The following is a 13,409-nucleotide window of genomic DNA, read 5'->3' on the forward strand; positions in this document are numbered from 1 at the left end:
TAAGCTTATGTTAAATTTTGCACCTTATATAGATTTACCGCTTGTTTGGGGTGGGCTTATAGCTACCGCTATTTGTTTATATGTTTTATTAGACGGTTTTGATTTAGGAGTAGGAATCTTATTTCCGTTTGCACCTACCGATGATTGCCGTCATAAAATGATCAATTCTATTGCTCCTTTTTGGGACGGTAACGAAACTTGGTTAGTACTTGGCGGCGGTGGTTTATTTGCGGCTTTCCCGTTGGCATATTCGCTATTAATGCCGGCTTTATATATTCCTATTATATTGATGTTACTCGGTCTAATATTTCGTGGTGTAGCTTTTGAATTCCGTTTTAAGGCTCATATAGGTCATCGTTATATTTGGGACTACGCTTTTCATTTCGGTTCTATGCTTGCTGTTTTTTGTCAAGGTTTAATGCTTGGTACGTTTGTCCAAGGAATAGAGATAAAAGGACGAGAATTTGCAGGAGGGAGCTTTGATTTTCTTACTCCCTTTTCCGTTATGACTGGGATAGCATTAATATTCGGTTATGCACTCTTGGGTGCTACTTGGCTTATTCTGAAAACAGAGAAGACAACACAAGATTGGGCTTATAAATCTGCTTTATATATTTTATTTTACGTTGCACTTTTTATGGGGCTTGTAAGCTTATGGGTTCCTTTCTTAAATAACCACATAAATCATCGTTGGTTTAGTGTACCTAATATTTACTATTTATCTATTGTACCTATTGTAACTGCTTTAATATTTATCAAGTTAATTAAAGCCGTTAAGCAGAAAAAAGAAGTAAAGCCGTTTATTTATACGATCTTGTTATTTTTATTAGGATATTTAGGGCTCGCGATCAGCATATGGCCATATATCGTTCCTTATAAAGTTACGCTTGAAACTGCAGCAGCAGTACCGGAGTCACAGTCTTTACTGTTGATAGGGGCTGGGATATTCTTACCTGTTATACTTGGCTACACATTCTATTGTTATTATATATTCCGTGGCAAATCATCTCATCATCCGATATATTAAAAAATTTAAAAAAATAACCTCTTATCTCAAAGGGTGGCAATGGTTTATTATCCTATGGCTTAGCGGATTATTATCCACATTACTTTTAACTTATGTAGTTAAGCTGGTGTTTAGGGTGATAGTAGGAATATAATCTTGACAAAACGTACTGTTTATAGTACGTTATTAATATTAAGTCTCACTAACTATAAGGAAAAAATAATGGAAATATATAATACAAGCGAAGCAAGAAGTAAGCTTTATAAACTTATAGATTATGTTTCTGACGTACACAAACCTGTTTATATTAAAGGTAAAAGAAATAATGTAGTTATAATTTCAGAAGAAGATTATCGTAATATGGAAGAAACTTTATATTTATTATCTATTCCAAATATGCATAAGTCTATAATTGAAGGACGAGCAGAGCCTATAGAAAAGTGTAGCGATAAATTAAATTGGTAATTTTTTATAAATGTATATAATTCGTTATACTATACAAGCACAAAAAGATGCTAAGAAAATAGTGCAAGCCGGTTTAAAGAATAAAGTAGAAGTTTTATTAAACATAGTTAGTACTGATCCCTGGAAAATTTACCCTCCATATGAAAAGCTCGTTGGTGACTTTAGCAGTTGCTATTCAAGAAGAATTAATATTCAACATAGGTTGGTTTATGAAGTTTATAAACAAGAAAAAGTTGTAAAAATTCTTAGAATGTATACGCATTATGAATAAGTCATTAACTGAAAAAATCTCAGCATTTATTATTACCAAAAATGAATCTGCAAGGGTAGCACGAGCTATAAATAGCGTAAAAAATATTACTGATGAGGTGATAGTAGTCGATAGCGAAAGTACTGATGATACGGTAGCAATAGCTGAAAAATTAGGAGCAAAGGTAGTAATAAAACCGTGGCTTGGTTATGTAGGACAGAAATCTTTTGCCGAAAGCCTTTGCGTAAATGATTGGGTTCTTAATATTGATGCCGATGAGGAGTTGTCTAAAGAGTTACAAGACGAAATAGAATATATTTTTGCCTCTCATAATCAAGATTGTTATTTAGCTTATCAAATAAAGCTGTTAATAATGCATCGTAATGACCAAAAGCCACGAATGTTTGCTCCATTTAATAAATGTACTCGGTTGTATAATAAAAAATTTGCAAGCTTTGCAAATACCGTGAATAGTACTACTCATGATTCGGTAATATTTAATAAAGATGTTGATTTTGCAGGTAAAATTTATCTATTAAATGAAGCTGCTTATCATTATTCGGGTACTTCAATTGAGCAGTTGGTCACTAAAGCAAATTTTTATTCTAGCGAGCAAGCAAAAGATCTAGTTAAGCAAGGAAAAAAGCTTTCAAATTTTCGTTTAACCACTGAAATGATATGGTGGTTTTTTAAAGCGTTTTTTATCAGACGCTATTTTGTATTTGGTTTTGACGGTTTTGTAGATTCAATAATTTTTGCTTTTGCAAGATTTCTAAGGTTTGCGAAGTTAAGAGAGTCATCGCTTAAATCAAACAACGTCATTGCGAGCGACTATAAGGAGCGTGGCAATCTCATGAAGTAATATAAAATTCCTGAGATTGCCACGTCGATGCTATGCATCTCCTCGCAATGACGATTTAGAAAATAAAAGATAAATTATGAAAGAAAATTTTAATGTTAGTAAATTACACAACGGTTTGACAATTTTAACATATAATATGCCTTATGTTAATTCGGTAGCAATAAATTTAATTGCTAAAGTTGGAGCACGTTATGAGAATGCAGAAGAGGAAGGCATATCTCACTTTCTTGAGCATATGGCTTTTAAAGGTACAAAAACTAGAACGGCAAAACAGATAGCGGAAGAGTTTGACTCTATAGGCGGACATTTTAATGCCTATACCGGTCATGAGAATACGGTATATTATGCACGCGTCTTGTCTGAAAATTGTGATAAAGCACTTAATATACTTGCCGATATAATTCAAAATTCTATTTTTTCTGATGAGGAAATAGCTAAGGACTATCAGGTGATCATGCAGGAAATTGCTTATCATCAGGATAATCCAGATGACCTAGTATATGAGAAATTTTATAATAAGGTTTATAGAGCACAACCGTTAGGTAAGTCAATCTTAGGTACTGCTAAAACCCTTGCAACTTTTACGAAAGAACATTTTTTTAATTTTATAGATAAACATTATAATGCTGACAATCTCTATTTATCAATTGCCGGTAATATTGATCATGATAAAATAGTAATTATAGCGGAACAGTTATTTTCTTCTTTGAAGCAAGGAGTAAAAAGTAGCTTTATTCCGGCAAAATATATAGGCGGAAACGGCTTTATTAATAAGGAGTTAGAGCAAACTAGTTTAGTGCTAGGGTTTGAAGGTACATCATATATTAATTTAGAAAAGCTTTACCAAACCCATCTACTTTCTATAATATTCGGTGGCGGTATGTCATCGCGTTTATTTCAAAGTATTCGTGAGAAATTAGGTTTAGCATATGCAGTAGGTAGTTATAATAGTGCTTATTTTGATAGTGGAGTGTTTACAATTTATGCATCCACTGCACATGATAAATTAGAATTATTATATAGAGAGATTAAAAACGAAATAATAAAAATGACTGACCAAGTAAGTACAGAAGAGATTCTTAGAGCTAAAACACAAATGCGTAGTAATTTACAAATGGCTCAAGAGAAAAATACCTATAAGTCAGAAGAAATAGGTAAAAATTATTCTGTTTTCGGTAAATATATTTCTCCTGAAGAGATTATGGAAATTATCATGAGCATAAAAGCTGATGATATTATTAATACGGCAAATAAAATATTTAGTGGTACTACTACGTCGGCAATTATCGGTCCGAATGATCTTCAGGGATTTTAATGATATGCTTGTGTGGATACCAGAGTCGTCATTGCGAGCGGCCGTAGGTTGCGTGGCAATCTCATGAAATAATAACAAGCTCCTGAGATTGCTTCGTCAATTACTGCGTAATTTTCTCGCAATGACGAGGAAAATGAATTTTGAGACAAATAAATGAAAAAAAAAATATATGAAGGTTCAAGTAAAATTTTATATTCTGCCGAAGAAGATTTTTTACTTATAATGGCTTTTTCCGATAAGGCTATTTTAGAAACCGGTGAGACTGTTGATATATCAGGTAAAGGAGTACTTAATAATAATATTTCTGCCTTTCTAATGAATAAACTGGAAATGATCGGCATTGAAAATCATTTTATCGAAAAAATAAATATGAGGGAGCAATTAATTCAATATGTAGAGGTTTTCCCGATACAAGTAATAATATCATCAGTAGCGTGTAGTAGATTTGTAAAAGAATTCGGAATGGATGAAGGGTATGTATTTGATAAACCTATAATTGATTTTAAGGTCCGAAGTCGTGAGTTTAAATATCCGATAGTTAATGAGTATCAAATATTAAATTTCGGCTGGTTAACTAGGGATGAAATTAAAGCGGTAAAAGAGCAGGCTTTGCGTATATATGATTTTCTAAGCGGCTTATTTATCGGTGTCGGGATTCGGCTTGTTGAGTGTAAATTAGAATTTGGGCGTGTGTTTAACGGTGAAGAATCTATCATTATGTTAACTGATGAAATTAGTCCGGATAATTGTAGATTATGGCATATTAACAGTAATGAAAAATTGGGATTTGAATTGCTCGAAAAAGAACCAAATAAGGTTTTTGAATCATATCAGCTAATAGCTGATCGTTTAAAAGAAAAATAAATATATTTTTTAAGCGATATATGCTACTTTGAACTGTTTAAGGTTTTATTACAAAGTTCGGTTTTTCGTCATTGCGAGGAAAATTACAAAGTAATTGACGAAGCAATCTCAGAATATTTGACGAGGTTGCCACGCAGCCTACGGCTGCTCGCAATGACGATTAGGTGTCTACGCAGCATTTCTGATTTTTAATAATTTTTTACAGTAAAAAAGATGAAAATACGATTTATTATAATAAGCTTTATAGCTCTAATCCTAGTAGGGTGGGGATATGCTGCCTATAAATTTGAATGTCAAAGTAAAGAAAATATTATCTCTATTCTTGATAAATATGAAGAATATATAACTTATGATGCAATAAAAGTTAATAAATATGGATTTAGTGTTACTTTAAATAAAGTAATGTTAAAACCTATAGATTTTTATTGTGATGAAATAGTTATTAGACATATACCGTTTTTGAATATTACAAAAATTGATTCTTACGGAAATAATGTAAAAATTACTACCGCTCAAGATGAAAAAAATATTTTTTACTCACCTGATCATCATACAACAATTTGGTTTAGCAAATCTTTGTTTAATAGAGAGCCTGATTATTGGAAATTAAGCTTGAGTGACAATAAATCAACTCTTTATAGTTCTCTAGATGCAGAAAAATTAGCAGAGAGTGATATTAGTAATTCTGTAATTACTAATACTAAGACATCGGATAACCTTAATTTGTTAATTTTGGATGGACAAAATACTGTTTCTTTTATTTCTGAAAATTACAGAAGAAATTTATATGATAAAATTTTTGAATTTTTGAGAGATAAAATAGCTAATGACTCTGATACTGCTTTCTTTGAGTATGGTTTGACAAAGTTAGATATATTGAATTTACCTATTTCTTACAATTCCAAATTAAAACTAAAATATAGTGATGAGTTAGTAGCTCTTGGGAAATTATTAATTCAAAATTTTTCTCTAGATCAAAAGCAAGATGAGAATATGCATGCTGTTATTTTTATGCAGCTGTTAGGAGAATTAGTAAAAGGTAAGCCGTTTTTATTTGCTTGTGATATTGAAAGAAAAGGAAAAGTAGAAAGTAATTTATATAAATTAAATATAGAAAAAGATAAAATTTTTGATTTTGCTTTAAATATTAAATCTACTATAGAACCTTCTGAAACATACCAAAAAACGGCAGCTGAAGCTTTAGGAAGCTACTTTAGTAATGGTTTAAACAAAAGAGCTGAGTTAGATAAAATTTTTAAACTAACTAGCCCTATTACTCAAGAAGATGGGGAAAGAGTAATGGGTGTTTTTGCAAAAATAAATAATTCCGAATTTAATTTAAAAGGTGCGTTTGATCCTGAAGCAAAAAAATTATCCGGTAAAACTAATCTTGTAATGGATGATTTTAATTTTGCTATTGATATTGATATGCCTACTATAGATAATCCTCTGAATCTAGAAAGCGTAATAAAATTATCGGATCCGAGTGCGGTTATAAATAATTTTGTGCATTATACTAATAATGCTATTATACCGGTGCTTAATAAAATAGAAGATTCTAAGGAATTTGCTTTAAATCTAGGAAAACAATCTTCAGTAATAAAGCAATACGGCTTTAGGGCAATAGAAGTTTTTAGTAAAAATTCTGAATTAAAAGACGGTAAATCTTTAGTAGTTGATGTAAAAAGTAAAGACGCCGGACTAACCTTTAACGATAAAACTATTGATCAGATCCTTAGTGATGCAAGAGTATTAGAATTTATGAATGCCATGGCTATGATAGATCAAGACAGAAAGTAGTCTAAGGTGTCATTCCGGCAAAAGCAGGAATGACATAAGCGCTACGAGATAAGGTCTACAAGTAAACAATTTGAAGAAAAAATAAGTTATAAAAGAATGATTAATATTTCCTTTCCCGATGGGAGTATAAAACAATTTGCAAAAAACATTACCGCCTATGAAGTAGCAAATGCAATTTCAATGTCACTTGCTAAAGCAGCAATGGTTGCTGAAATAAACGGTGAGCTTCAAGACTTAAGTATCGTAATTGAAAATGATTGCAAGCTTCGTATTTTAACTGCGAAAGATCCTGAATGTCTCGAGATAATAAGGCACGATGCAGCACATTTAACAGCAGAAGCAGTAAAGGAACTATTCCCTGAAACTCAGGTAACGATTGGTCCTGCAATTGAAAACGGTTATTATTACGATTTTGCTCGTGATAAACCTTTTACCACTGATGATTTGGCCGTTATAGAAGCTAAAATGCAAGAACTTTCACAAAAGAACGAGAAAGTAACAAGAGAGCTATGGGATAGGGATAAAGCCGTAGAGTTTTTTAAATCGATAGGAGAGCATTATAAAGCCGAAATTATTGCTTCAATTCCGGCAGGTGAGCCAATTACTTTATACAGGCAAGGTAATTTTATTGATCTATGCCGAGGTCCGCATGCTCCTTCTACAGGGGTTGTTAAGCATTTTAAGTTGATGAAAGTTGCAGGAGCGTATTGGCGAGGTGATAGTCGTAATGAGATGTTGCAGCGTATATACGGCACTGCTTGGGCCACGAAGGAGCAGCTAGATAGTTACCTCTTGATGCTTGAAGAAGCTGAAAAGCGTGATCATAGAAAGCTTGGGCGTGAGCTTGATTTATTCCACTTCCAAGAAAAAGCTCAAGGAATGGTATTTTGGCATGATAAAGGCTGGAGTATATATAATACCATTGAGCAGTATATTAGGAAAAAGATTCGTAAAAACGGTTATACCGAAGTTAAGACTCCTGTTTTGGTCGATAAAAGCCTTTGGGAGGCTTCAGGACATTGGGAAAAGTTTCGTGATGATATGTTTGCGTTAGAAATAGACAACAAGACATTAGCTTTGAAGCCGATGAACTGCCCTTGCCACGTGCAGATTTTCAAACAAGGTATCAAGAGTTATCGTGATTTACCTCTTCGTATGTCGGAGTTTGGTTTGTGCCATCGTAATGAGGAGTCCGGTGCGTTGCACGGTTTAATGAGGGTGCGGAGTTTAGTGCAAGATGATGCACATATATTTTGTGCTGAGGAACAAATTACTGATGAAACGGTTAGTTTTTGTAAATTACTGACTGAAGTTTATAAGGATTTCGGCTTTACTGATATAAAGGTAAAATTCTCTGATCGTCCTGAAATCAGAGCAGGGAGCGATGAAGTTTGGGATAAGGCTGAGAATGCTTTAAAAGCAGCAGTAGAACAAGCAGGGTTTACTTATACACTAAACCCAGGCGAGGGGGCATTTTACGGTCCGAAGCTTGAGTTTGTATTAACCGATGCGATAGGGCGGCAATGGCAATGCGGTACGCTTCAGATGGATTTTGTTTTGCCGGAGCGGTTAGACGCTAACTATGTTGCAGCAAGTGGAGAGAAAAAAAGACCCGTAATGCTACATAGAGCGATCCTTGGTTCACTTGAGCGTTTTATTGGTATATTGATCGAAGAATATGCAGGTAGGTTTCCGCTTTGGCTTGCACCAGTGCAGGTTGCTATTGCAACTATTACCAGCGATTTGAACGATTACGCTTTGGAAGTGCAGAAAGCTTTAATTGATAACGGGGTAAGAACGGATTTTAATATCTCACCTGATAAAATTAACTATAAGATTCGTGAGTTTTCTAATCAAAAAATACCGATGATTGCAGTAATCGGTAAACAAGAGCAAGAAAATAAACAAGTAGCGATTAGAAGGCTCGGAACCACTGACCAAGAAGTATTATCGGTTGAGCAGTTAATAGCTGTGGTTAAAGAAGAGAATGAGAAATATCTGTAGATTTTAAATCTAAAGGATGATATAAGATAATAATACGTATCATAGGGATATGATATCCCAATTAGGAAAAAATCCTAAGGAGATTATGTAAGAACTAATTATTAATATAGCTGATTCGCAAATTAAAATTCTAGATAAACTATCCAAGAAAAAAATATCAAGAGATAAAATTATTGGGCAAGCTTTAACTAGTTACATTGCGAGTAATGATCACAATAATAAGGCATTTGAAAACGCTTTTGGACTCTGGAAAGATAAAAATCTAGATAGTTTAGAATATCAGGCTAAATTACGTAATGAGTGAAACGAATGAAAACTACCTTTGATGCTAATATATTAATAGATTATCTACAATAATGTCATTCCGTTGATCGCACATGGGTGACAATTTAAGGATCAATGTCATTCCCGCGAAGGCGGAAATCCAGGGTAAAGCAAGATAAATAGAGCTTTCCAAAAAAAATCTTTTAGACCAAGATTTTTTTTATAAATTTTACTTTTCAAATAAAGCTTTAAGGTACTGGATTCCCGCTTTTGCGGGCATGACATCAGAGTCATGCAACAAGGGCACGCAGGTATGATATAAAACGGGCCATGTAATAAGGCCGCTTTTATCTAAGAATAACATACATTTCTCAACTTATGAAAATCAAAACTTATCCTGTTTCTTTTTTATGGTCTGTTATAAAGCCGTATAAATATTGGTATTTTGTTATGATGCTTGGGCCCCTATTGCAAGCGGCTTTCATCCTATTATATATAATTATGCCGTAAAGCTTTTGCTTGATTTATTTACCCAAAATGAAAAGATTATATTTGCTCAAAGTTATAAACCGATAATATGGTTTGTAGCAGCACAAGCTATACTTGATGGTGCTTGGCGTGCTCATAACTTTGCACAACTTAAAGCAATGCCTCATCTCTTTCAAGGCATGATGAATAAAATATGTAATCACTGTTTTAATTTGCCGTATACTTATTTTCAAAATAACCTTTCCGGTTCTATCGTTGGAAGAGTACGGGGCATAGGTGATAATTATTATAAAATGCACCAAGCAATCGAGTATCAATTAAGCAAACCGTTATTCATTACCTTGTTTTTCGGTATTGCACTGGGTCTTACTAATAATATTAAAGTATTTGTTGTCATTAGTAACTTTATGGCTATTGACTTACCGCTTGCTTTACAGTTTTTTACTAAACATGTGCTTTAAAGAAAAGTATAAAATACTACTTTTCAAAGAAAAGAGTTATACCCCTAAGGCTTTTTTTTCTTTAGATTGTTCTTGTTCAACTGCTTGAGTATGAGACTTAACTTGAGGGATTGCAAGATCGACTACATGTTCATATCTAACGCCATTTTCAAATAAAACTTGACCGCATTTATTCACTTGAATAACATCTTCTTTAGAGAATTTATTTAAAATAACTTCCGTGATGTTATAAAGGAATTTCCAAGATAGTTCTATTCTCTCTTGTAATGTCAGCTTTTTATTTTCTGGTTTTGGACTATTAAGGGCAACATTTGGCGAATCATCACTATTACCTCCTTCAGCAGGTAATATATTTTTTTTACGTGCTGCTATTTTCTTATACATTAAAAATATTAATAATAATACTAAGCAACCTATGGCAATTAAAATGTGAGTATTAGAATTAGACACTATTTTGTTCTTCCTTGTTGTTGAGTTAAGTTGTGTGTTTTAGAAAGTATAGTAACCACTGCTTTACCTATATTAACTAAGTTAGTTGCTATATCAGGAGTTAGCTTTGCAATTGCTAAGACCGGAGGCGGTAATAAGTTAGTTTTTATTGTTAGACTTATAACATTTCCAAGTTCTTTACTTCCTGGTATTACTATTACTCCTACTATTTGTTTATGTCGTTTGCAATTTCCGTAGCTTTTTCTGCTGCTTTACATAAGGATTCTATCTTTTCGCCACAAGAAGCTTCCGGATTTAATACTTTTAATAATTCTGTTTTAGCTTCATTTAGATTACCAGCAATAGTATTCTTTACAGAGTTTAATTTGTCAATATTTATATCTTGTGGAATTGTACTTTCAATATTACTTTTTAGTTCTGTTATTTTTTCTTCTACTTCATCTTTGCTTTTTGGTATAGCTTTAGCAGCTTTTACAACATTCTCTAATGAAGCTTGGTTATTAGGGTTTTTATTTGCTATTTCAATAATTTTTCGAGGCGGTTCTTTTGATATTTCTGAAATTGCGGCAACTTTTTTGGCTTTTTCATAGATGTTTTCAAGCTTCTCATGAGATTTAGCCTCTTCCCTTATTTCTTTTATATCATTATGCAATTTTGTTATTTTTGGCAATAATTTTCAGAGTCAATAAGATTATTTACTTTTTCAAGTATTCCGCTTGTTTGTATAAATATTCCAAGCATCGGTATTTGAGTCGATATAACCCCGACTAATATATTGTCTAATGATTCTATAATTTTTTTAGAAGCTCCAGGATAGAGTTTATCTAATTCTTGCTGAAATTTTAAAATTTGTTCTAAAACATTTAAACATTTTTCTACAATAATCCCGTCAAATAAAAAGATATCTTTTGTTTTTAACTGTTCTTGATATGCTTTCTCAAGCGCTTCAGATACAGATAAAGTAGTTATAGATTCGTGGATTGTCCTATTAAAAAGTTTTTCTACTTTCGCTATATCGATATTTTCAGTGTGAGATAATTCATTTAAAGAATTTTGTAAAATATAAAATAAATGATCTTCTAAATCTTTTACATTCATTTTCAAAGATTTTGTAAAACCTTTTAATTTTATTAAAAGTCTTTGTAGTTCTTCTTGTTGTTCTGTATTTAATCCGTTGAAACTAGAAAAATCAATTATAGACATAAAATTTATTATTTTGTTATAATTAATCTTAAAGCTTTATAACCGTAAAATAAAATGTAAAATAGTTATCATTGCCCTTGAGATTAATTTTTGTTATATTACGTGCTAACATTGCTACAATAGATTTATATTGTTTTGTTAGGATATAGGTATATTCGAAAGATTAAACTAATCTAACTAACATATTATCAATTATTCAAGAAATTTATGCGTAAATTAACTACATTTATTGTTACATTATTACTAACTAGTTCGGTTGCAGCAGTTGATTTGCAGGAAGCTTTAACTGAAGGATATAAGAATAATGCGGAGCTGAAAGCTGCTAGAATTAAGTTTTTAGACTCGATTGAGCAGTTTCCGCGAGCTTTTGCGGGGTTTATGCCTAGTGCTGGATTACAGATTAATAGACAAAATAATAAGACTAAATATAATAAAAAATATGCTGATAGGCTTGGTCTTACTCCAAGGGCAACAGATAGTGATCAAGGTGCATTAACAATTCAACAATCTCTATTTAATGGTGGTTCTAGCGTTGCGGCTCTTAAAGCTGCTCAAGCAGGATTTAGAGCCGCACGGGGTGCATATTATGCCAGTGAACAAAAAATATTATTAAATTTAATAACTGCGTATCTTGATTGTTTTGAGAGCAAAGCGAAATATGATATTTCCGAAACTAGAGTTCGCACTAACATACAACAAGTTAACACCGTTGAGGAAAAATTAAGACTTGGAGAAGCAACGGAAGTAGATATAGCAACCGCAAGAGCGGGGCTTGCAGCAGCAGAAACGAATAAACTAGCTGCTTATGCCGATTTTCAAGGAAAAAAAGCAAATTTTATTAGAGTATTTGGAATAGAGCCGACTAATATAACTATGCCTGAGTTACCTAAAATGTTACCTGCTTCATTAGATGAGTTAACCGGAAGAGCTGCTAAGCTCAATCCTGATGTTGATTCGGCAAGGCATAATGTAACTTCGGCTAAAGCTTTAGAAATGGCAGAAAAAGGGAAATTATTACCGCAAGTAAGTGTGCAACTGCAATCCGGTAGAATACACTACAATCTACAAGATGATATAAATGCTATAAATAATAGAAGCTATACTACTACTCTTTCGGTAAATATCCCTATTTATCCTGAGGGAGGAGCTCAATATTCAAGAATCAGATCGGCTAAAAATCAAACAAGAAATAGTGCAGTTCAGCTTGATAGTGTGATAAAGCAGACCCAAGCAGGGGTTGTAAGCGTGTGGGAGGGATGTGAAGCAGCAAAATCTCGTATTGTTGCCGCTAATCAAGGAGTGGATGCTGCTCAAATATCATATGACGGTACTGTGCAAGAGGAAATAGTCGGATCTAAAACAATATTAGATGTTTTAACTGCCGAAGAAAAATTATACGAAGCAAAAATAACTCGTGTGGACGCGTATAAATCTTCAGTACTTGCGGCATATCAAATGAAATTGTTAACCGGCGAGCTAACGGCTCAAAGTTTAAAACTTAAAGTAAAATATTTTAGTCCTGAAGAAGAGTTTAAGACTATTAAAAGGAAAATGTTTATAGGTTTCTAACGTGAGTAAGGAAAATAAAAAGAACCAAGACATGTCGATAGAAGATATATTAAAATCGATTAAAGGAGTAATAAATGAGCGTAAAAATCCTATTCATGAAAATGATAGCGAAGATGAAGATGTATTAGAGCTAACGGAAATAGTAAATCAAGATGAAGAAGAAAAGTTAATATCAACTAAATCTGCTGAAGAGGTAGGTGATATTTTTAAAAATTTTACCGATACTATTAAAGATAAAAAGCTGGATAATAATATCTCATCTAAAAATGCACTTGAAGAATTAGTCGTTGAGATGTTAAAACCAGAACTTAAAGCTTGGCTTGATAAAAATCTACCTGTACTTGTTAAAGAGTTAGTAGAGATTGAGATAAAGAAATTGGTGCAGAATAGTAAGAGGTAGGGGAGTG

At 32.8% G+C, this 13,409-nt stretch carries 16 protein-coding genes; 13 read left to right on the forward strand and 3 right to left on the reverse strand.

Going from position 1 to position 13,409, the window contains the following annotated elements; translation table 11 throughout:
- Positions 1-7: 7 nt before the first annotated feature.
- The 10 genes from cydB (at position 8) to A3305_RS04635 (ending at position 9,780) form a co-directional block, all read left to right on the forward strand.
- Positions 8-1,027, forward strand: a complete 1,020-nt coding sequence (cydB, locus tag A3305_RS04590) for a cytochrome d ubiquinol oxidase subunit II (protein WP_014391938.1) — start codon at positions 8-10, stop codon at positions 1,025-1,027.
- Positions 1,028-1,228: 201 nt separating this feature from the next.
- Entirely contained in the window at positions 1,229-1,471 is a 243-nt protein-coding gene (locus A3305_RS04595) for a type II toxin-antitoxin system Phd/YefM family antitoxin (protein WP_014365352.1), read from the forward strand.
- Positions 1,472-1,481: 10 nt separating this feature from the next.
- Complete coding sequence (locus A3305_RS04600; RefSeq protein WP_014391939.1) at positions 1,482-1,742, forward strand: Txe/YoeB family addiction module toxin; 261 nt, start codon at positions 1,482-1,484, stop codon at positions 1,740-1,742.
- Positions 1,735-2,583 carry a glycosyltransferase family 2 protein gene (locus tag A3305_RS04605; RefSeq protein ID WP_014391940.1) on the forward strand — a complete coding sequence of 283 codons (849 nt, stop codon included), beginning with the start codon at positions 1,735-1,737 and terminating at the stop codon, positions 2,581-2,583. Before A3305_RS04600 ends, A3305_RS04605 begins: the two co-directional genes overlap by 8 nt.
- Before the next feature lie 76 nt (positions 2,584-2,659).
- The gene (locus tag A3305_RS04610) at positions 2,660-3,898 is read left to right on the forward strand and encodes a M16 family metallopeptidase (RefSeq protein WP_014391941.1); all 1,239 of its coding nucleotides are present in this window, start codon (positions 2,660-2,662) and stop codon (positions 3,896-3,898) included.
- A gap of 153 nt (positions 3,899-4,051) precedes the next feature.
- Positions 4,052-4,762: a phosphoribosylaminoimidazolesuccinocarboxamide synthase gene (locus tag A3305_RS04615; protein ID WP_014391942.1), complete on the forward strand. Its 711-nt coding sequence runs from the start codon at positions 4,052-4,054 to the stop codon at positions 4,760-4,762.
- 213 nt (positions 4,763-4,975) lie between these two features.
- Positions 4,976-6,562 carry a hypothetical protein gene (locus tag A3305_RS04620; protein WP_014391943.1) on the forward strand — a complete coding sequence of 529 codons (1,587 nt, stop codon included), beginning with the start codon at positions 4,976-4,978 and terminating at the stop codon, positions 6,560-6,562.
- 96 nt (positions 6,563-6,658) lie between these two features.
- Positions 6,659-8,566: a threonine--tRNA ligase gene (gene thrS, locus A3305_RS04625; RefSeq protein ID WP_014391944.1), complete on the forward strand. Its 1,908-nt coding sequence runs from the start codon at positions 6,659-6,661 to the stop codon at positions 8,564-8,566.
- A gap of 97 nt (positions 8,567-8,663) precedes the next feature.
- Positions 8,664-8,870 (forward strand): hypothetical protein, encoded by a 207-nt coding sequence (locus A3305_RS10470; protein ID WP_081120984.1) that lies wholly within the window; start codon positions 8,664-8,666, stop codon positions 8,868-8,870.
- Positions 8,871-9,267: 397 nt separating this feature from the next.
- Positions 9,268-9,780, forward strand: a complete 513-nt coding sequence (locus A3305_RS04635) for a hypothetical protein (RefSeq protein ID WP_014391945.1) — start codon at positions 9,268-9,270, stop codon at positions 9,778-9,780.
- A gap of 36 nt (positions 9,781-9,816) precedes the next feature.
- On the opposite strand, the gene A3305_RS04640 is transcribed toward A3305_RS04635, so the two are convergent.
- Positions 9,817-10,230, reverse strand: coding sequence for a DUF2660 domain-containing protein (locus A3305_RS04640; RefSeq protein ID WP_014391946.1), 414 nt, complete (start codon positions 10,228-10,230; stop codon positions 9,817-9,819).
- Positions 10,231-10,260: 30 nt separating this feature from the next.
- Here A3305_RS04640 and A3305_RS10475 point away from each other — a divergent pair, with 30 nt between their 5' ends.
- Positions 10,261-10,467, forward strand: a complete 207-nt coding sequence (locus tag A3305_RS10475) for a hypothetical protein (protein WP_014391947.1) — start codon at positions 10,261-10,263, stop codon at positions 10,465-10,467.
- On the opposite strand, the gene A3305_RS04650 is transcribed toward A3305_RS10475, so the two are convergent.
- The gene (locus A3305_RS04650) at positions 10,436-10,882 is read right to left on the reverse strand and encodes a hypothetical protein (RefSeq protein WP_226984007.1); all 447 of its coding nucleotides are present in this window, start codon (positions 10,880-10,882) and stop codon (positions 10,436-10,438) included. The two genes, A3305_RS10475 and A3305_RS04650, sit on opposite strands and share 32 nt — an antisense overlap.
- Before the next feature lie 5 nt (positions 10,883-10,887).
- On the reverse strand, positions 10,888-11,433 hold the full coding sequence (locus tag A3305_RS04655) for a hypothetical protein (RefSeq protein ID WP_014391949.1): 546 nt from the start codon (positions 11,431-11,433) through the stop codon (positions 10,888-10,890).
- Positions 11,434-11,640: 207 nt separating this feature from the next.
- Here A3305_RS04655 and A3305_RS04660 point away from each other — a divergent pair, with 207 nt between their 5' ends.
- Both A3305_RS04660 and A3305_RS04665 read left to right on the forward strand, forming a co-directional pair.
- Positions 11,641-13,002, forward strand: coding sequence for a TolC family protein (locus A3305_RS04660; RefSeq protein ID WP_014391950.1), 1,362 nt, complete (start codon positions 11,641-11,643; stop codon positions 13,000-13,002).
- Position 13,003: 1 nt separating this feature from the next.
- On the forward strand, positions 13,004-13,402 hold the full coding sequence (locus tag A3305_RS04665; protein ID WP_014366103.1) for a DUF2497 domain-containing protein: 399 nt from the start codon (positions 13,004-13,006) through the stop codon (positions 13,400-13,402).
- Positions 13,403-13,409 lie beyond the last annotated feature (7 nt).

This window comes from Rickettsia amblyommatis (assembly GCF_002078335.1).
In the GTDB taxonomy this organism is placed as follows: Bacteria; Pseudomonadota; Alphaproteobacteria; order Rickettsiales; family Rickettsiaceae; genus Rickettsia; species Rickettsia rickettsii.

Coding starts and splice junctions, on each gene's coding strand:
- cydB (WP_014391938.1), top strand. CDS start 8: ATGTTAAATTTTGCACCTTATATAGATTTACCGCTTGTTTGGGGTGGG.
- A3305_RS04595 (WP_014365352.1), top strand. CDS start 1,229: ATGGAAATATATAATACAAGCGAAGCAAGAAGTAAGCTTTATAAACTT.
- A3305_RS04600 (WP_014391939.1), top strand. CDS start 1,482: ATGTATATAATTCGTTATACTATACAAGCACAAAAAGATGCTAAGAAA.
- A3305_RS04605 (WP_014391940.1), top strand. CDS start 1,735: ATGAATAAGTCATTAACTGAAAAAATCTCAGCATTTATTATTACCAAA.
- A3305_RS04610 (WP_014391941.1), top strand. CDS start 2,660: ATGAAAGAAAATTTTAATGTTAGTAAATTACACAACGGTTTGACAATT.
- A3305_RS04615 (WP_014391942.1), top strand. CDS start 4,052: ATGAAAAAAAAAATATATGAAGGTTCAAGTAAAATTTTATATTCTGCC.
- A3305_RS04620 (WP_014391943.1), top strand. CDS start 4,976: ATGAAAATACGATTTATTATAATAAGCTTTATAGCTCTAATCCTAGTA.
- thrS (WP_014391944.1), top strand. CDS start 6,659: ATGATTAATATTTCCTTTCCCGATGGGAGTATAAAACAATTTGCAAAA.
- A3305_RS04655 (WP_014391949.1), bottom strand. CDS start 11,433: ATGTCTATAATTGATTTTTCTAGTTTCAACGGATTAAATACAGAACAA.
- A3305_RS04660 (WP_014391950.1), top strand. CDS start 11,641: ATGCGTAAATTAACTACATTTATTGTTACATTATTACTAACTAGTTCG.